18 protein-coding genes and 2 pseudogenes are annotated in these 16,862 nt (G+C 71.9%); 11 read left to right on the top strand and 9 right to left on the bottom strand.

Translation table 11 applies throughout. The features are described 5' to 3' along the window. Positions 1-24 precede the first annotated feature (24 nt). Complete coding sequence (locus ACIQWG_RS07405) at positions 25-147, bottom strand: hypothetical protein (RefSeq protein WP_404091545.1); 123 nt, start codon at positions 145-147, stop codon at positions 25-27. Between the two features lie 110 nt (positions 148-257). Then, complete coding sequence (locus tag ACIQWG_RS07400; RefSeq protein WP_404091542.1) at positions 258-1,118, bottom strand: DUF4184 family protein; 861 nt, start codon at positions 1,116-1,118, stop codon at positions 258-260. Positions 1,119-1,437: 319 nt separating this feature from the next. Here ACIQWG_RS07400 and ACIQWG_RS07395 point away from each other — a divergent pair, with 319 nt between their 5' ends. From ACIQWG_RS07395 to ACIQWG_RS07385, 3 genes are all read left to right on the top strand, one after another. Continuing rightward, positions 1,438-3,156 (top strand): lytic murein transglycosylase, encoded by a 1,719-nt coding sequence (locus ACIQWG_RS07395; RefSeq protein ID WP_404091539.1) that lies wholly within the window; start codon positions 1,438-1,440, stop codon positions 3,154-3,156. 168 nt (positions 3,157-3,324) lie between these two features. Then, positions 3,325-3,459, top strand: a complete 135-nt coding sequence (locus tag ACIQWG_RS07390; RefSeq protein WP_383416684.1) for an SPW_0924 family protein — start codon at positions 3,325-3,327, stop codon at positions 3,457-3,459. A 26-nt stretch (positions 3,460-3,485) separates the two neighbouring features. Beyond that, the gene (locus ACIQWG_RS07385; protein ID WP_404091536.1) at positions 3,486-4,478 is read left to right on the top strand and encodes a DUF3068 domain-containing protein; all 993 of its coding nucleotides are present in this window, start codon (positions 3,486-3,488) and stop codon (positions 4,476-4,478) included. On the opposite strand, the gene hrpB is transcribed toward ACIQWG_RS07385, so the two are convergent. Together hrpB and ACIQWG_RS07375 are read right to left on the bottom strand one after the other, a co-directional pair. Beyond that, positions 4,468-6,945, bottom strand: a complete 2,478-nt coding sequence (hrpB, locus tag ACIQWG_RS07380) for an ATP-dependent helicase HrpB (protein ID WP_404091533.1) — start codon at positions 6,943-6,945, stop codon at positions 4,468-4,470. The two genes, ACIQWG_RS07385 and hrpB, sit on opposite strands and share 11 nt — an antisense overlap. A gap of 15 nt (positions 6,946-6,960) precedes the next feature. Then, positions 6,961-7,938, bottom strand: a complete 978-nt coding sequence (locus ACIQWG_RS07375) for a class I SAM-dependent methyltransferase (RefSeq protein WP_404091530.1) — start codon at positions 7,936-7,938, stop codon at positions 6,961-6,963. Positions 7,939-8,164: 226 nt separating this feature from the next. Here ACIQWG_RS07375 and rpsA point away from each other — a divergent pair, with 226 nt between their 5' ends. The 4 genes from rpsA (at position 8,165) to ACIQWG_RS07355 (ending at position 12,006) form a co-directional block, all read left to right on the top strand. Continuing rightward, positions 8,165-9,664 (top strand): 30S ribosomal protein S1, encoded by a 1,500-nt coding sequence (gene rpsA, locus ACIQWG_RS07370; RefSeq protein WP_404091527.1) that lies wholly within the window; start codon positions 8,165-8,167, stop codon positions 9,662-9,664. A 251-nt stretch (positions 9,665-9,915) separates the two neighbouring features. Next, positions 9,916-10,854: a PAC2 family protein gene (locus ACIQWG_RS07365; RefSeq protein ID WP_404091524.1), complete on the top strand. Its 939-nt coding sequence runs from the start codon at positions 9,916-9,918 to the stop codon at positions 10,852-10,854. A 54-nt stretch (positions 10,855-10,908) separates the two neighbouring features. After that, positions 10,909-11,523 (top strand): dephospho-CoA kinase, encoded by a 615-nt coding sequence (gene coaE, locus ACIQWG_RS07360; RefSeq protein ID WP_404091521.1) that lies wholly within the window; start codon positions 10,909-10,911, stop codon positions 11,521-11,523. 102 nt (positions 11,524-11,625) lie between these two features. Further along, entirely contained in the window at positions 11,626-12,006 is a 381-nt protein-coding gene (locus ACIQWG_RS07355; protein ID WP_404091519.1) for a tetratricopeptide repeat protein, read from the top strand. A 32-nt stretch (positions 12,007-12,038) separates the two neighbouring features. Here the strand turns inward: ACIQWG_RS07355 and ACIQWG_RS07350 are convergent, their stop codons facing one another. Beyond that, a complete protein-coding gene (locus tag ACIQWG_RS07350; protein WP_404091517.1) occupies positions 12,039-12,359 on the bottom strand; it encodes a DUF6343 family protein in 321 nt (106 codons plus the stop codon). Positions 12,360-12,441: 82 nt separating this feature from the next. Between ACIQWG_RS07350 and ACIQWG_RS07345 the strand changes: the two genes are divergently transcribed. Both ACIQWG_RS07345 and ACIQWG_RS07340 read left to right on the top strand, forming a co-directional pair. Continuing rightward, positions 12,442-13,353 (top strand): acyltransferase domain-containing protein, encoded by a 912-nt coding sequence (locus tag ACIQWG_RS07345; RefSeq protein WP_404091515.1) that lies wholly within the window; start codon positions 12,442-12,444, stop codon positions 13,351-13,353. 100 nt (positions 13,354-13,453) lie between these two features. Beyond that, on the top strand, positions 13,454-13,918 hold the full coding sequence (locus ACIQWG_RS07340; RefSeq protein WP_404091514.1) for a DoxX family protein: 465 nt from the start codon (positions 13,454-13,456) through the stop codon (positions 13,916-13,918). A gap of 77 nt (positions 13,919-13,995) precedes the next feature. Here ACIQWG_RS07340 and ACIQWG_RS07335 read toward each other — a convergent pair whose 3' ends face one another. Further along, positions 13,996-14,529 carry an RNA-binding S4 domain-containing protein gene (locus ACIQWG_RS07335; protein WP_404091511.1) on the bottom strand — a complete coding sequence of 178 codons (534 nt, stop codon included), beginning with the start codon at positions 14,527-14,529 and terminating at the stop codon, positions 13,996-13,998. Between the two features lie 69 nt (positions 14,530-14,598). Here ACIQWG_RS07335 and ACIQWG_RS07330 point away from each other — a divergent pair, with 69 nt between their 5' ends. Beyond that, entirely contained in the window at positions 14,599-15,321 is a 723-nt protein-coding gene (locus ACIQWG_RS07330; protein WP_404091509.1) for a uracil-DNA glycosylase, read from the top strand. On the opposite strand, the pseudogene ACIQWG_RS07325 reads toward ACIQWG_RS07330, so the two are convergent. Then, positions 15,224-15,526, bottom strand: a pseudogene (locus ACIQWG_RS07325) (FCD domain-containing protein); the annotation flags it as partial. The gene ACIQWG_RS07330 and the pseudogene ACIQWG_RS07325 overlap by 98 nt on opposite strands. A gap of 2 nt (positions 15,527-15,528) precedes the next feature. Between ACIQWG_RS07325 and ACIQWG_RS07320 the strand changes: the two are divergent. Then, positions 15,529-15,678: pseudogene (locus ACIQWG_RS07320) on the top strand (Asp/Glu/hydantoin racemase); the annotation flags it as partial. On the opposite strand, the gene ACIQWG_RS07315 reads toward ACIQWG_RS07320, so the two are convergent. Both ACIQWG_RS07315 and ACIQWG_RS07310 read right to left on the bottom strand, forming a co-directional pair. Continuing rightward, entirely contained in the window at positions 15,666-16,133 is a 468-nt protein-coding gene (locus ACIQWG_RS07315) for a GNAT family N-acetyltransferase (protein WP_404091506.1), read from the bottom strand. The pseudogene ACIQWG_RS07320 and the gene ACIQWG_RS07315 overlap by 13 nt on opposite strands. Then, the gene (locus ACIQWG_RS07310; protein ID WP_404091503.1) at positions 16,130-16,555 is read right to left on the bottom strand and encodes a RidA family protein; all 426 of its coding nucleotides are present in this window, start codon (positions 16,553-16,555) and stop codon (positions 16,130-16,132) included. Before ACIQWG_RS07310 ends, ACIQWG_RS07315 begins: the two co-directional genes overlap by 4 nt. Between the last annotated feature and the right edge of the window lie 307 nt (positions 16,556-16,862).

Below are 16,862 nucleotides of genomic sequence, written 5' to 3'. Positions count from 1 at the left end.
TGCGGGCATGGGTATACGCACGCTTCACCGCCGGACGGCCCCCGCACCGGCGAACGTGAACACCGAAGACGCCCGCTCCACCGCACCGCCCTCGGTACCGCCCTTCGCCGCCGACGCGAGCACCGCCCGCATCCCCGCCGATCTCATCGGCCCCCTGCGGCGCACGGCGACAACCGTCCGTGGCTGTCTGGCCCTCGCCCGCACCGTGCTCCCAGGGTCCCGTCCCGTCCGCAGAGTCATCGTGTTCATCGGGACCGTCACCGAGCCGCAGGCCGGCTCGGCTCCCTCCCGGCCGCATCCGAGCCGGCACTGTCAGGGCCCGGAACCGGACGCCACACCCTGACGCCCACGGCGTAGAGCAGCAGCCCCAGGGCGAGCCCCGCGCCGGCCCCGAAGCACAGGGTCGGAATCAGCTCCCAGTACTTGGCGGTCGACCCCCAGTACGCCCACCAGCGCGACGCCCGGTGCAACGCGGCGACCGTGGCCAACCCGCCGATCACCGCTCCGGCCAGCCAGCGGTCCCGTACCGAGAGCACCGGGATCCCGACCGGTGCCACGGCCGGGGCCCGCCGTAGCGCCACGATCAAGAACGCGGTGATGACGACGGCCGCCACCGCCGAACCGCCGTACTGGAGATACCAGTACAGCGGTGACCCGGCGACCTCCTCGCCCAGCACGGGAAACAGCCGCATTCCCCAGCGGTCGAGATGGGTGAACGCGTCCCACACGACATGCGTCAGCCCGCCCAGCACGGCGGAGACGTACCAGCGCAGCGCGAGCGAGGGACGTACCCGCGCGCGTGGCGCCCCGCAGCGCAGCAGCGCGGCCGGGCGCGGCCGGCGCCGTGCCGGCAGCAGTGCCACCAGTGGTTCACGCAGCAGGAGCCACAGACCCACCAGCGCCCAGGCGATCACCACGTCGACCGTGAACACGCCCGCGAACGAGTGCGTGACATCGCCGAACTCCATCGCCCCGTCCAGGACACTCGCCGCGTAATAGGTCATGTCGGGAGCGAAGGAACCCGCCACCAACACGGCCGGTACGAGCGTGCTCCGGCCGGTTCCGTCGGTGCGTACGGCGGGCAGTACGGCCGCCGCATGGCTGAGCGTGAACGGCAACGGGGCTCCTCGCGGGGGGTCGTGAAGGGGCGGGGCGGCCCCGGTGTCGGCGCAGCCAGTATGAGGGACATACGACGGACAGCTCCCACATGGCCAAGCGGTAAAAATCGGGCGCCAACGGGTGACCGTGCAAAGGAAGTTGTCGTAGGGTCGCCTGGGTCGCCGCACCGGGGGGATAGCGGTCGAACAGATGAACAGCGACGAACGTGCGCCGTGAGGGCAACTGTCGCGGCGGGTCGATCGTCCCTACCAAGGGCGGGCACGGCCGGCTCGGCAGAAACAGACGGGCGCTCGGGCGTCCACGGGAGGGGTTCATTCCATGTCGGCGCAATTCGGCAGGCTCCGCAAGGGCGCGGTGAACACCACGGTCGCCGCCGTCGTCGTAGCGGCACTGGCGGCCTCGCAGGCTCCGGGAGTGACCACCGACGACGCCGGCAGAAGAGTCACCACCGGCACCCAGCCCTCACCCGACGCGCCCGCCGAGGACAGCGCCACCGGCAACTCGCCGTACTACACGGACCTGCCGCCGCTCAAGAGCCCCAACCCCTCGCCCAGCGCCGGCGCCACGCCCGTCACCCCGGGCGAGAGCGAGGCGGGCATCCCCGCGACCGTCCTCGACGCCTACAAGAGGGCGGCGACCGCGTTGCAGCAGGACAAGCCCGGCTGCAACCTGCCCTGGGAACTCCTCGCCGCCATCGGCAAGGTGGAGTCCGGTCAGGCCCGCGGCGGCCGGGTCAGCGCGGACGGCACCACGCTCTCCCCGATCCTCGGCCCGCAGCTCAACGGCGTCGGCTTCGCGAACATCAGCGACACCGACGACGGCGCGTACGACGGGGACAGTTCGTACGACCGGGCTGTCGGCCCCATGCAGTTCATCCCGTCGACCTGGGAGTGGGCCGGCCGCGACGGCAACGGCGACGGCAAGAAGGACCCCAACAACGTCTACGACGCCGCGCTCGCCGCCGGCCACTACCTGTGCCGCTTCGACTGGGACCTGTCCACCCAGGCCGACCTCGACAGCGCGATCCTCAGCTACAACAACTCGCAGGACTACCTCAACCTCGTCCTGACGTGGCTGGAGTACTACCGCAAGGGCACCCACCAGATCCCGGACGGCTCGGGCACCCTCCCGACCGACCGCAGCGACGACGCGGTCGGCACGGGTCCTTCGCCGTCGCCCACGGGCCCGAAGTCGCCGACGACGCCGAGCACCGAGCCCGGCGGCACCACCGGCCCCAGCCCGAAGCCGTCGCCGCCCGGCTCGTCCAACCCGACGCCCACGCCCACCCCGACCGACACGGTCCACCACCTGGAGAACGCGGGCACCGCGAAGCTCACCGCGATGGCGGGCGACAGCTTCACCGAGCGGATCAGCACCCGCGCCGAGACCAGGGTCGGCACCCCTGTCGCCAAGGTCCGCGTCCGCTTCACGATCGTCGGCTCCACCGACACCGTCTTCAGTACGGGTGAGAAGTACGCCACGGCCGTCACCGACGCCACCGGTCAGGCCAAGGCGCCCGCGCTCAAGGCGGGCGAGACGACCGGCGAGTTCGTCGTCCGCGCCACCCTGGTCGGCCGTTCGGTCACCCTCGACTACAAGGCCACGGTCACCGAGCGCGCCGCCGACGCCCTGGCCCGCACCAGCGACACCGCGCTGACCTGTACCGCGGGCGGCGAGTTCGCCGACCAGGTGGAGGTGAAGGCGACCTACAAGGGCGCCGTCGCCGATAAGGTCGCGGCCACCGCCACCCTCGTCAAGGCGGCGGACGACCCGGCCGAGAACGACAAGGGCCCCTACTTCAAGGACGCCGACGGCAAGACGGTTCGCACCCTGACCGGCCTGACGACCGACGCGAACGGCCTGCTCAAGCTGCCCAAGCTGTACGCCGACGACACCGCGGGCACCTACCTGCTCCGCGTCACCACGGCGGGCGGCGCGACGTTGACGGTGGAGCTGAAGGTGGAGGCCGCGCCCTCGCCCAGCCCGACCCCGACCCAGTCGGAGACCGCCTCGCCCTCGGCGAGCCCGTCCGCGTAGAGCTCACGCGAACCGACACAGGGGGCGCTCCTCCGCACCGGCGGACGGGGCGCCCCTCGTCTGTGTGTGCAACGTGTTCTCATCTCGCCCGCCCGTTGCTACGGTGCCGGACCTGACGACGTATCAGATGCGTCGGAAGTGTCGGCTCCGGAAGGCCGGGAGGCCCGTATGCGCGCCCTGATCGCCGCCGCGACCGGTCTCGCCGCCGCGCTCGCCCTGGTGTTCACCCTCACCGCGCTCGGCAGCCCGGCCGGCGAGACATCCCCGAAGCCGCTGCTGACGACGGTGCCCGCACACCCGTAACCACCCCGTCCGGGAGGGAGGCCGAGATGCGCCGCAAGGCCAGTCTGCTCCTGCTCGCCCTCGCCGTGTTCTTCGCGGCGCTGTCCCCGCTGCTGCGCTGGTACGCCTTCCCGCGCCTGGCCAAGATCCCGGCGAACCAGTACCAGGACATGGTCCTGGAAGCGAAGGACGCCACCCTCCTCGACTACGGCACCATGAAGGCCCGCAAGGTCTCCAAGGTCACCATCGTGCAGACGCTGAAGGGCAACGTCGAGGAGTCGGAGAAGATCGAGAAGACGGCCGGCAAGGACGTCGTCGTCTGGGACGGCCTGTCCTATGTCGTGGGCCCCGACGGCAAGATGGTCTCCAAGATCCCCGAGCGCTACATCTTCGACGCCCACAGCCAGGAACCCGTGCACGCCACCGGCGAGATGGTCGACGGCGATCCGGTCAGGCGGCAGGGCATCGAGTTCAAGTGGCCCTTCCTGACGGAGAAACGGGACTACGAGTACTTCGACGCCCAGGCGCGGATCACCGCCCCCATCCACTACAAGGGCACACAGGACTTCCGCGGCGTCGAGGTCTACTACTTCGAGCAGACCATCCCGTGGACCAAGGTGACGTTCCCCAGGACGATGCCGGTCGAGGGCATCACCCCGGAGTCCGTCGCCAAGACCGGCACGACCCGCTGGTACACCACGGTCCGCAAGTTCTGGGTCGAACCGCTCACCGGCGCCCCGGTCTACGGCGAGGAGATCCACCAGGAGGAACTGCGCGGCGGCAGCCTGCTGGGCGGCCGCGACAAGGTGACCGCGTTCGCCGGCCACGTGAAGATGCGCGAGGACTACATCGACCACACCGTGGACCTCGTCAAGTCCAACCGCACCCTGGTCCTGCTGCTGACGTCGTACCTGCCCTGGGGCTTCCTGGCGCTGGGCCTGCTGCTCCTCGCTCTCTCCCTCTACCTGGAGGCACGCGGCCGCCGCCCCGGCGACCCGGAACCGACGAAGGACACCGAACCGGAACCGGTCACCGCCTGAGCCGCGCGTTGGTGTGCCGGGTCGGCTCGGCGCCGGCGGGGTCCTCGGGCCACGGATGCTTCGGATAACGGCCGCGCAGCTCCGCCCGTACGCCGTTGTAGCCGTCCTTCCAGAAGGAGGCGAGGTCGGCGGTGACGGCGGCGGGCCGCCCGGCGGGGGAGAGCAGATGCACGAGCAGCGGAACCCCCGCCACGGCCGGCGATTCGTGCAGCCCGAACATCTCCTGCAACTTCACGGCGAGGACGGGCTGTTCGGGGTTTCCGTAGTCGATCCGGATTCTGGACCCACTCGGTACGGCGATGCGCTCGGGCGCCAACTCGTCGATCCGGCCCGCCTCCCCGGACGCCCACGGCAGCAGCCGGCCGAGCGCCTGCCCCGCGTCGATCCGCCCGAGATCGGCCCGCCGCCGGGCCCGCCCCAGCTCGGGCTCCAGCCACTCGTCCACGCGCGCGTGCAGCGCCTCGTCGGATACATCGGGCCACGGCTCGCCGAGGTGCAGACGCAGGAAGGCGAGCCGCTCCCGCAGTACGCCGGCGTCGGGCGTCCACCGCAACAGGCCGAGCCCTTCCTGCCGCAGCCCGTCGAGGAGGGCGTTCCGTACGAGGACGGGGTCGGCGTCGCGCAACGGCCGTGCCGTCAGCTCGATCGCCCCCAGTCGCTCGACCCGTCGTGCGACGACATCACCGTCGGCCCAGTGGACCTCCTGGCTCTCGCGGTACAGCGAGGCCGCCGCCGACCGGGCCGTGTCCTCGTCCACCGCGGCGGCGAGCCGCACGCGCGCGTGCCCCTTGCCGACGGGCCGGTCCGCCACGGCCACGGCGATCCACGGGGCACCGCGCAGCGAGCCGGCGTCGGCGAGTTCGGCGCGCGTGCCCGAGGCCATCAGGTAGGAGCCGCCGTCGGCCTTCGCGACCCGCTCGGGGAAGGCGAGGGCGGCTACGAGGCCCGCGTCGCGGTCGTTCGCCTCGGCCGCCGGCGCGCTCCCGGCGCCCGCCCGCAACCGCCGCACCTCGGCACGCCACCGCCCCGCATAGGCGTCTCCGCCCCGCCGAGCCGCCCGCAGAGCGGCCGCCAGGTCGTCCCCGTACTCCCTCGGGGGCTCCTCGCTCAGCAGCGCGACCACCTCGGCGCCCGCACCCGGCGTGTCCAGCAGCGCCCGCCCCAACCGGGGATGCAGCCCCAGCCGGGCCAGCGCGGCGCCCCGCGCCGTGGCCCGCCCCGCCTCGTCCACCGCCCCGATCGCCGTCAGCACACTCCGCGCCGCCGCCATCGCCCCGCCCGGCGGCGGATCCAGCAGCGCCAGGCCGGATGCCTCCGGATCGCCCCAGCACGCCGTCTGCAACGCGAACGCCGTCAGGTCGGCCACCTTGATCTCCGGGGACGGGAAGCGCGGCAGACGCGCGTCCTCCGCCTCCGCCCAGCAGCGGTACACCGCGCCCGGCGCCTCACGCCCGGCCCGCCCCGCACGCTGCCGCCCCGCGGCCTGCGAGGCCCGCACCGTCGTCAGCGCGCTCAGCCCGCGCGCGTGATCGACGCGGGGCTCCCGCGCCAGCCCGGAGTCGACGACCAACCGCACCCCCGGCACCGTCAGCGACGACTCCGCCACCGACGTCGCCAGCACCACCCGGCGCCGCTCCCCGCCGGCCAGCACCGCGTCCTGCACGGCCGCCGGCGCCCGTCCGTGCACCTGGAGCACCTCGACGTCCCCGAGCTCGCCCAGCTGACCGGCCACACGCGCGATCTCGCCCACACCCGGCAGGAAACACAGCACGTCCCCCGCCCGCTCGGCCAGCGCCCGCCGCACCACCGACGCCACATGCGTCAGCAGCGCCGGGTCGACCCGCATCCCGTGCGGCGGCCGTACGGGACGCGTCGGCGGCGCCCACACCACCTCCACGGGATGCGAGACGCCCTCCGCCTCGACCACCGGCGCCTCGCCGAGGAGCCGCGCCCAGCCCTGCGCGTCCGTCGTCGCCGACGCCGCCACCAGCCACAGCTCCGGCCGCAGCGTCTGCCGTACGTCCCACAGGAACGCCGCCACCGTGTCCGCGTCCAGATGCCGCTCGTGGCACTCGTCGAGGATCACCGCGTCCACGCCCGCGAGCTCCTGGTCGCGCTGCAACCGCTGGAGCAGCACACCGGTCGTGACGACCTCCACGCGCGCGTGCCGTCCGACGACCCGCTCCCCGCGCACGGTGTAGCCGACGCTCTCGCCGACCTTCTCGCCCAGCAGCCACGCCATCCGCCGCGCGGCGGCCCGTGCGGCGATCCGCCGCGGCTCGGCGACGACGACCCGCCGCGCCCGCCCCTCGCCCAGCAGCCCGGCCAGGGCGAGCGGCACGAGGGTCGTCTTGCCGGTGCCGGGCGGCGCGACCAGCACCGCGGTGCCGTGCCCGTCGAGGGCGTCGCCCAGACCGGGCAGGGCGCCGCGTACGGGCAGCGCGTCCAGGGCGTCGTAACGGATCACGCTCTCAGTCTCTCCCTAGCCTCCGGCCGGGGGTGCCCCGATCTCGCTTCGCTCGCAGACGAAGATCGCCGTCCCGGGGATCAGGTTCCCGCGCAGCGGCGACCAGCCGCCCCACTCTGCGGTGTTCCAGGCCGGCCACTCCGGCTCGACCAGGTCCACCAGCCGGAACCCCGCCGCCACGATGTCGCGCACCCGGTCGCCGATGGTGCGGTGGTGCTCGACGTAGACCGCGCCGCCGTCGTCGCCCTGCTCGACGTAGGGCGTGCGGTCGAAGTAGGAGGCGGCGACGGACAGGCCCTCCGGGCCCGGCTCGTCGGGGAAGGCCCAGCGGATGGGATGGGTGACGGAGAAGACGAAGCGTCCGCCGGGGCGCAGTACGCGGCGCACCTCCCGCAGGACCAGCACCGGGTCGGCGACGAAGGGCAGCGCCCCGTAGGCGGAGCACGCCAGGTCGAAGGAGGCGTCGGCGAAGGGCAGCGCAGAGGCGTCGGCACACACCAGAGGGAACGCGCCCCCGATGCGCAACGCGTGCTGGAGCTGGCGGTGGGAGAGGTCCAGGGCGACCGGGCGGGCACCCTGCGCCGCCAGCCAGCGCGAGCACTGGGCCGCGCCGGCGCCGATCTCCAGGACCTCCTTGCCCTTGAGGTCCTCCGGCGGGCCGAGCAGCTCGGCCTCCACCTCGTCCAGGCCCTCGGGACCCCATACGAAGCGGTCGTCGCCCAGGAAGGTGCCGTGCTCGATCTGGTACTCGTCCGCGTTGCGGTCCCACCAGCCCCGGTTGGCTCGGGAGCTCTCGGCGACACCGGCGTCGCGCCGGGTGGCCTCGGGTTCGGACGCTTCGGGCTCTTGGATGATCGGCTCCCTCGTCGTACTCTTCCGTCCAGCCGTCCAGGTGGTCCCACGAACGCGGCCAGAGCGCGTCTGCGTGGCCTCGGGAGACGGGACTTGTGCCGGGTATGCGGCCTTCCGCCCCGCGTGGGCGGCTTCGCGCATTGACCATGTCCGGCTGCCCCCGTATGCTACAAGTTGCGCTGCGGGCCTGCGCACCTCAGACGTAGCAGGCTGCGCTCGCATCTGTTGTATGTCCCCTCGGTTGTCGAGGCGCCGCCGGCTTTTTCGGGTGGCGCTTCCTAGGCTGTCCGGCTTCATCAGAGCGAAACGGGCTCCCGGCGTAAGCAGTACCTACGACTTCAATGTCCGTACCGGAGCCCTTTCCCACATGACGAGCAGCACCGAGACCACCGCCACCACCCCGCAGGTTGCGGTCAACGACATCGGTAACGAGGAAGCATTCCTCGCAGCGATCGACGAGACGATCAAGTACTTCAACGACGGCGACATCGTCGACGGCGTCATCGTGAAGGTCGACCGGGACGAGGTCCTGCTCGACATCGGTTACAAGACCGAAGGTGTCATCCCGAGCCGCGAGCTCTCGATCAAGCACGACGTCGACCCGAACGAGGTCGTCGCCGTCGGTGACGAGATCGAGGCCCTTGTCCTCCAGAAGGAAGACAAGGAAGGCCGCCTGATCCTCTCGAAGAAGCGCGCCCAGTACGAGCGTGCCTGGGGCACCATCGAGAAGATCAAGGAAGAGGACGGCATCGTCACCGGTACCGTCATCGAGGTCGTCAAGGGTGGTCTCATCCTCGACATCGGCCTCCGCGGCTTCCTCCCGGCCTCCCTGGTCGAGATGCGCCGTGTTCGCGACCTCCAGCCGTACGTCGGCAAGGAGCTCGAGGCCAAGATCATCGAGCTGGACAAGAACCGCAACAACGTGGTCCTGTCCCGCCGTGCCTGGCTGGAGCAGACCCAGTCCGAGGTCCGCCAGACGTTCCTCACCACCCTCCAGAAGGGTCAGGTCCGTTCCGGCGTCGTTTCCTCGATCGTCAACTTCGGTGCCTTCGTGGACCTGGGTGGCGTCGACGGTCTGGTCCACGTCTCCGAGCTGTCCTGGAAGCACATCGACCACCCGTCCGAGGTTGTCGAGGTCGGCCAGGAAGTCACCGTCGAGGTCCTCGACGTCGACATGGACCGCGAGCGTGTCTCCCTGTCGCTGAAGGCGACCCAGGAAGACCCGTGGCAGCAGTTCGCCCGCACCCACCAGATCGGCCAGGTCGTGCCCGGCAAGGTCACGAAGCTGGTTCCGTTCGGTGCGTTCGTCCGCGTGGACGAGGGCATCGAGGGTCTGGTCCACATCTCCGAGCTGGCCGAGCGCCACGTGGAGATCCCGGAGCAGGTCGTCCAGGTCAACGACGAGATCTTCGTCAAGGTCATCGACATCGACCTCGAGCGCCGTCGCATCAGCCTCTCGCTGAAGCAGGCCAACGAGTCCTTCGGTGCCGACCCGGCCTCGGTCGAGTTCGACCCGACCCTGTACGGCATGGCCGCGTCCTACGACGACCAGGGCAACTACATCTACCCCGAGGGCTTCGACCCCGAGACCAACGACTGGCTCGAGGGCTACGAGACCCAGCGCGAGGCGTGGGAGACCCAGTACGCCGAGGCGCAGCAGCGTTTCGAGCAGCACCAGCAGCAGGTCATCAAGAGCCGCGAGGCCGACGCTGCTGCCGCTGCCGAGGGCGGCGACGCCGCCGGTGCGGCTCCGGCCGCGTCCGGTGGCGGTTCGTACTCCTCCGAGGGCCCGGACAACTCCGGTGCGCTGGCCTCGGACGAGGCGCTGGCCGCGCTGCGGGAGAAGCTGGCTGGTGGGCAGAGCTGACGCCCACTGAGCCATAGCTCTTGACTGAGGGGCCGTACCTTTCGAGGTGCGGCCCCTCAGGGTTTGCAGGTCGTCTCTCGGCTGACCGGCCGGTGGGGGTTTGTCGCGCCCCGCGGCGGAGCCGCACATCGAGACAGCCCCGCGCCCCTGAAGGGCGTTCTCCTGCCCGGCGTGATCATTTGTCCCTCCTTCGGGAATGCCCCCGTGCGTAAGGGCGTTGTGACTTATGGACACGAGGAGGAGCGGTCACAGTGCTTGATCCGCAGGGTTTGTACGCATGGGAGCCGAAGGGCCTCGCCGTGGTCGACATGGCGCTCGCCCAGGAGTCGGCCGGTCTTGTCATGCTCTACCACTTCGACGGATACATCGACGCGGGTGAGACCGGCGACCAGATCGTCGACGGGCTCCTGGACTCGCTGCCCCACCAGGTCGTCGCCCGGTTCGACCACGACCGGCTGGTGGACTACCGCGCCCGCCGCCCGCTGCTGACGTTCAAGCGCGACCGCTGGGACGGGTACGAGGTGCCCGCGATAGAGGTGCGGCTCGTCCAGGACGCCACCGGAGCTCCCTTCCTGCTGCTGTCCGGGCCCGAGCCGGACGTGGAGTGGGAGCGCTTCGCCGCGGCCGTCAAGGAGATCGTCGAGCGGCTCGGGGTGCGTCTGTCGGTGAACTTCCACGGCATCCCCATGGGCGTCCCGCACACCCGCCCGGTCGGCCTCACCCCGCACGGCAACCGCACCGACCTCGTCCCGGGCCACACCAGCCCCTTCGAGGAGGCCCAGGTGCCCGGCAGCGCCGAGTCCCTCGTCGAGTACCGGCTGATGGAGGCCGGACACGACGTCCTGGGCGTCGCCGCGCACGTCCCCCACTACATCGCCCGCTCCTCGTACCCGGACGCGGCCCTGACCGTCCTGGAGGCGGTCACCGCGGCGACCGGACTGGTCCTGCCCGCCGTCGCGCACTCCCTGCGCACCGAGGCCCACCGCACCCAGAACGAGATCGACCGCCAGATCCGCGAGGGCGACGAGGAGCTCACCAACCTCGTCGAGGGCCTGGAGCACCAGTACGACGCCGTCGCCGGCGCCGAGAGCCGCGGCAACATGCTCGCCGAACCGGTGGACATCCCGTCGGCGGACGAGATCGGCCGCGAGTTCGAGCGGTTCCTGGCGGAGCGCGAGGGCGAGGGCTGAGCGGAGCCGGTCCTGCCGGGCGCGTTGTCACTGGCAGGGCCTAAGCTTCGACGCATGCTGAAGGTGGGCCTGACCGGGGGCATCGGTGCCGGTAAGAGCGAGGTGTCGCGGCTGCTCGTGCGGCAGGGGGCCGTGTTGATCGACGCGGACCGGATCGCGCGGGAGGTCGTCGCGCCCGGCACCCCCGGGCTCGCCGCCGTCGTCGAGGCGTTCGGCGAGGAGGTGCTCGCGGACGACGGCGGTCTCGACCGGCCCAAGCTGGGGTCGATCGTCTTCGCCGACCCCGAGCGGCTCGCCGTGCTGAACTCGATCGTGCACCCCCTCGTCGGCGCCCGCTCCCACGAGCTGGAGGAGGCCGCCGCCGAGGACGCAGTCGTGGTGCACGACGTCCCGCTCCTCACGGAGAACGGCCTCGCACCGCTGTACGACGTCGTGGTCGTCGTCGACGCCAGCCCCGAGACCCAGCTCCACCGGCTGGTCACGCTGCGCGGCATGACCGAGGACGACGCACGCGCACGCATGGCCGCGCAGGCGACGCGGGAAGGACGCCTGAAGATCGCGGACATCGTGATCGACAACGATGTGCCGCTGGAGGAGCTCCAGCAGCGGGTGAAGGACGTGTGGGACGAACTCGTGCGGCGGGCCCACGGGGCGCAGGCCGCCCGGTGACCTACTGATGACGGGACCGGGCGAGGAACGGCCGGGGACGGCCCAGGAATAGCCGTGTTCCGTTCGCGCGTTTAATCCTCCCAGCGAGGGAAGGACTCTGCCGTGCCCGAGACCAGCGGTTCGACCGGACGTACTCCGGAGACGCATGTCATCGACTTCCGCGCCGCCGAGCAACTGCTCGCCGCGCGGGATCCGCGGGGCGCGGTGAAGCTGCTCGACGGAGTCATCGCCGTGCACCCGGAAAACACCGCGGCGCGCTTGCTGCGCGCGCGTGCCTTCTTCGCCGCCGCGCAACTGCGGCCCGCCGAGCTGGAGTTCACCATCGTCCTGGAGCGCGAGCCGGACAACGCCTTCGCGCACTTCGCGCTCGCCCGCACCTATGAGCGCCAGGGCCGGCCCGAGCAGGCGAAGCGCCATTTCCGGCTGGCGGCAGCGCTGGACCCGAACCCCCGATACCTGAAGGCGGCACGGTTCGAGGCGTGAGCGGCCACCGGGGCGGCCGGCCCTCGGGACGCCTAGGGGTAACGGTCCTGCGGCGGGGACCCGGGAGGGCGCTGGTCGGTCGGCGGGCGGTGAGGCCGGCTCTCCGGCGGAGCGTACGGCGGGATGTCGCGGCCCGGCTGGTAGTGCGGGCCCTGGCGGATGTGCCTGAGCACCATGGCCAGGTCGATCGTGATCACCAGCCACAGCACCCCGCACGCGATCGCCCAGCCGGGACGCCCGGCGAGGGTGAAGGCAACGGTGCCGAAGACCGCCCAGACCACACCCCACACGCACAGCCAGAAACGGACCCGCAGCGCACTGCGTGCCGTCGTAGGCTCACTGCCCGTACGCATCCACCTCACCGCTCCTTCTTGAAACGTACTCCTCGTACTCCCCGTACCCCTCGTTCCCTTCGTTCTCCTCACAGGGGGCCCCGTGCTGCCGGACACCGATGAACTGGCCGAGGTGCTGCTCGACCTCTCCGTCCCGCACGAGGACGTCAACGACCTGGTGCGGATGGGCCGGCGGGTGACGGACGACCCGGAGCTGCGGCAGTTCCTGGAACGGTCCGTCGACGAGCTGGTCCGGGGGATGGGGGAGGTCGGCGGGCCGGTCGACCTGCCCGACCTCGACTGGGCCTCGGGCCCCCTGCGGCGCTGCTTCCCCGTGTACGTGTTCGTCGCGGCGCTTCCGTACACCCGCGCCTACCATCGCGAGCGCGGCATCCCGGCCGATGTCTCCCGGCGCACCCTCGCCGACCTCGGGCGGAACATGGCCGTACACCGCAGGCGGCACGGCCGGGCCGGCCTTCAGGCCCCGTGGTGGCTCATCCATCACTTCCGCGGCGAGCTGTACCAGCTGGGCCGGTTGCAGTTCGAACGGGCGCGGCTCGGGCAGCGTGCGGGAACGCGGCACGAGGCGGCCGGGCACGGCCTCGGCCCGGACTCGCCCTGTCTCCACGTGCACATACCCGACTTCCAGGGGCCGATGTCCCCGGCCGCCGTCGAGCGGTCGCTGGCGCTGGCCCGGGAGTTCTTCCCGCGGCACTTCCCCCGGGAGCGGTACCGCGTGGCGACCTGCCACTCCTGGCTGCTGGACCCACAGCTCAGGGAGTACCTTCCGGCGGACTCCAACATCGTCCGCTTCCAGGAGCGTTTCCACGTCAGCGTCGAGGACCGGGAGCCGGCCGACACCGAGCCGGTCCAGTTCGTCTTCGGCGACCCGGAGCTGCCGATCGAGAGCCTGCCACGGCGGACGGCCGTGGAGCGGGCCGTCGGGGACCATCTGCGGGCGGGCGGACACTGGTACGTGGGGCACGGGTGGCTGCCGTTCGACGGATCCGGGTGACATCCAGGCAGGAATTCCCCTCCTACGGCGATGAGTTCGGCGGGGAGTGCCGGTCTACCTCTGTGACAGCACCACGGACCGCTGAACACAGGAGACCCCCATGTCCGAGACCACCGCCTCCGCCACCACCGTCGCCGCCGGCACCTCCCGCACCGTCATCGCCGAGTCCGCGACGCCGCGTGGCCGCCGCGCACGGATCGCCCTGCGCGGACTTCAGATCGTGCTCGCCCTCTTCTACGGGATCGCGAGCGCCCTGCCCAAGCTGATCGCGCACCCGTCGGCCACCGAGGGCTTCGACGAGCTGGGCTGGGGCAGCGCGGGGATGTACACCATCGGCGCACTCGAACTCGCCGGTGCCGTGGCGCTGTTGATCCCGGTGCTCCAGTCGGTGGCGGCGATGGCGCTCAGCGCGCTGATGGTGGGCGCGTTCATCGTGACCGTCACCGCGTTCGGCGGCGAGAACGCGGCGACACCGCTGATCCTGATCGTGCCGCTCACCCTGATCGCGTGGGCGCGGCGGAGTTCGAACGCGGATCTGCTGCGGCTGGTGCGACGACGCGCGTGAGCCCAAGTCGACAAGTCGGCGTGCGCCGATGGCGTCCGGCAGGCCGAGAAGGCCGAGCCGGACGCCATCGGCGCATGTCAGCGTCCGTGCGGGCGTCCCGCGCCGCCGCCCATGAGGCCGCGCAGGCGTTCCAGCTCGCGCCGGTCCCGTTTGGTCGGGCGACCCGCGCCACGGTCGCGGATACCGGCCGGGGCGACGGCCTCGCGCGGCGGGGGAGGGGGTGAGTTGTCGACATAGCACTGAACCGCCACCGGGGCGCCCACCCGCTTGCGGATGAGCCGCTTGACGATGACGATCCGCTCCCGGTTCTCCTGCCGCAGCCGGACCTCGTCGCCGACGCGCAGGGAGTGGGAGGGCTTCACGTTCTGGCCGTTCACCCGCACATGCCCGCCCTTGCAGGCGGTGGCGCCCATGGAGCGGGTCTTCACCAGGCGTACGGCCCAGATCCAGCTGTCGACGCGCACGGACTCGCCGCTCTGCGGACCGGCGGCCTCGGCCGCGGCTACGGCGGCGGCGATCTTCGGGTCCACGGCCTGCTCGGCGTCCGCCGCGTCCGGGCGGCGCCCCTCGGCCGCGTCGCCGCCCTTCTCCTCGTCGTCCTCCAAAGCCATGCCTCGACCTTAGTCCCCGGACGCGGGCCACGGCCCCGTACCGATCCACGCAGGCCTTACGGTGGAGCTGTGGACGCCCTCGCCGATCTCGACCTGCGGGTCTCGGGCTGCCGGGCCTGCCCACGGCTGGTCGACTGGCGTGAAGAGGTGGCCCGCACCAAGCGCGCCGCCTTCGCCGACCAGACGTACTGGGGCCGCCCGGTGCCCGGCTTCGGCCCGCCGGACGCCCGGCTGCTGATCGTCGGGCTCGCTCCGGCGGCCCACGGCGGCAACCGCACCGGCCGGATGTTCACCGGGGACCGCTCGGGCGACGTGCTCTACCAAGCGCTGTACGACGTGGGGCTCGCCTCGCAGCCCACGTCCGTCGCCGCCGACGACGGCCTGGAGCTGCACGGCGTCCGGGTGACGGCCCCCGTGCACTGTGCCCCGCCCGAGAACAAGCCCACCCCGGGCGAGCGGGCGACCTGCCGGCCGTGGCTCGTGCAGGAGCTGCGGCTGCTGCGGCCGACGCTGCGCGCCGTCGTCGTACTGGGCGCCTTCGGCTGGCAGGCGACGCTGCCCGCGCTGGCGGAGGCCGGGTGGCGGGTGCCCAGACCGCGGCCGGCGTTCGCGCACGGGGCGCGGGTCGCGCTCGACGGGCTGGAGCTCTTCGGCTGCTTCCACGTCAGCCAGCGCAACACCTTCACCGGCAGGCTCACGCCGGAGATGCTGCGGGAGGTGCTGGGGGCGGCGGCGCGGGCGGCCGCGCTCGGTGAGGTTCCTCGCCCTGGCCGAAGAGGTGCCGGACCGTAGAGCGGTAGTTGGCCCGTACGTGGCTGAGGGTGTGGACGCGGGCGCGCTCCGGGTCGCCGGAGGCGATCGCCTCGTACAAGTCCTTGTGTTCTTCGAGGAGTTGGGGCCACTCCTCGTTCTGCCGGGTGAGCCGGCGCAGGCGGCCGTCGACCGGTTCCATGACCGAGGTCAGCAGGCTGTTGCCGGCCATGGCCAGGATTTTGTTGGCTGGGGGTTCCGGTGGTCGACGGGGTCGGCGCGGCCGTCAGACTCGCCGAGTCACTGGTGAGGTTGGGGCTGCGGACGAGTCGGGCCGGGGGGTATGCGAGGCCGTTGCCGAAGCGCCGGAGGTGGGGCTGGGGCGCTCAGGCCGACTGAGCCTGTTCCGGCCGCCAGTCGTACCGCACGTCCGGCTCCCGCTCCTCGTTCCCGCTGCCGTCCGTGTACTCGACGGGGACGAAGCCATGCCGCTCGTAGAAGCGGTGGGCGGGCTTGTTGACCTGAAAGGTCCACAGGCTCAGCCCGCCCGGCCGGCTCCGCTTGGCCAGGTCGACGAACCGGTCGCCGAGGCCGCGCCCGCGCCAGTCCGGGTCTAGGTAGAGCTGCGAGAGCACGTCGCCGTCGAGCACCATGAGCCCGACGACCCGGTCGGCCGCCTCGGCCACCCAGGTCTCCCGCAGCGGCACCACGACCTCGCGGAAATACGTCCGCACCTCGTCGTCGGAACGCCGCCGGACGACCGTCGGCAGCGCCGCGGCGAACGAGAGCAGCCAGACGTCGGCTGCGGCACCGGCGTCGGCGGGCAGGGCGCGGCGCAGGGCGACGGCGGTCATGACCGGGCCCTCTCCGCACTCTCGCCGGGAACGACGGCGGTGGCGGTGATCTCCACCAACTGCCCGGTGTAGCCGAGGCAGGCGACCCCGAGCAGTGTCGACGAGTGCGGCCCCACGCTGAGCCCGGACGCCTCGACGACCTCCCAGACGGCCGACAGCACGGCCGTGTCGCTGCTCACGACGTACACGTCGGTCGACAGGACGTGCGCCAAGTCGCTGCCGACGCAGCGGAGTTGCTCGTCGAGGTTGGCGATCACCTGCTCGGCCTGCCGTACGGGGTCCCCCTCGCCGACCAGGTTCCCGTCGCCGTCGAGCGGCACGGAACCGGCGAGAAACGCGATCCTCGCGCCCGCCTCCACGATCGAGGCGTGGGAGTAGGTGGGGGGAGGGAAGAGCGTGGGGGACGTGACGCGGCGGATCATGCGGGCTCCTGGTGGGCCGACGAGCCATGGTCCGGCCCGTCGAGGCCCCATGGCGTACAACTCGCCGATCATCCGTGCCCGTTCGACCGCGCGCATTCGAATTTCCGGTCCCGGCCCGTGCCGGCCGACCCGCTCCAGGGGCAAGTGGGCACCGAGGATGACGAATTTCTCCGGCCGGCAGTGCGATGCCGGCCGTGACTGCGGCTCCTGACCAGGTGATGGGGACGAGGGACCAGGTGATGGGGACGAGGGCGCGGACCCTCGGGCGAGGCCGACCGTTGCCTTAATGCGTGAATGCCCCACGGGC

It is taken from the genome of Streptomyces sp. NPDC098781, from assembly GCF_044759995.1.
Classification (GTDB): domain Bacteria; phylum Actinomycetota; class Actinomycetes; order Streptomycetales; family Streptomycetaceae; genus Streptomyces.
The sequence above is the reverse complement of the archived record's forward strand: the minus strand, read 5'-3'. Positions and strand labels throughout refer to the sequence as shown.

Bases quoted from the DNA above. Each gene is read 5' to 3' on its own strand.
- ACIQWG_RS07310 (WP_404091503.1), bottom strand. From the start codon at position 16,555: ATGATCCGCCGCGTCACGTCCCCCACGCTCTTCCCTCCCCCCACCTAC.
- rpsA (WP_404091527.1), top strand. From the start codon at position 8,165: ATGACGAGCAGCACCGAGACCACCGCCACCACCCCGCAGGTTGCGGTC.
- ACIQWG_RS07405 (WP_404091545.1), bottom strand. From the start codon at position 147: ATGAGATCGGCGGGGATGCGGGCGGTGCTCGCGTCGGCGGCGAAGGGC.
- ACIQWG_RS07335 (WP_404091511.1), bottom strand. From the start codon at position 14,529: ATGGCTTTGGAGGACGACGAGGAGAAGGGCGGCGACGCGGCCGAGGGG.
- ACIQWG_RS07340 (WP_404091514.1), top strand. From the start codon at position 13,454: ATGTCCGAGACCACCGCCTCCGCCACCACCGTCGCCGCCGGCACCTCC.
- coaE (WP_404091521.1), top strand. From the start codon at position 10,909: ATGCTGAAGGTGGGCCTGACCGGGGGCATCGGTGCCGGTAAGAGCGAG.
- ACIQWG_RS07315 (WP_404091506.1), bottom strand. From the start codon at position 16,133: ATGACCGCCGTCGCCCTGCGCCGCGCCCTGCCCGCCGACGCCGGTGCC.
- ACIQWG_RS07390 (WP_383416684.1), top strand. From the start codon at position 3,325: ATGCGCGCCCTGATCGCCGCCGCGACCGGTCTCGCCGCCGCGCTCGCC.
- ACIQWG_RS07385 (WP_404091536.1), top strand. From the start codon at position 3,486: ATGCGCCGCAAGGCCAGTCTGCTCCTGCTCGCCCTCGCCGTGTTCTTC.
- ACIQWG_RS07375 (WP_404091530.1), bottom strand. From the start codon at position 7,938: ATGCGCGAAGCCGCCCACGCGGGGCGGAAGGCCGCATACCCGGCACAA.
- ACIQWG_RS07395 (WP_404091539.1), top strand. From the start codon at position 1,438: ATGTCGGCGCAATTCGGCAGGCTCCGCAAGGGCGCGGTGAACACCACG.
- ACIQWG_RS07350 (WP_404091517.1), bottom strand. From the start codon at position 12,359: ATGCGTACGGGCAGTGAGCCTACGACGGCACGCAGTGCGCTGCGGGTC.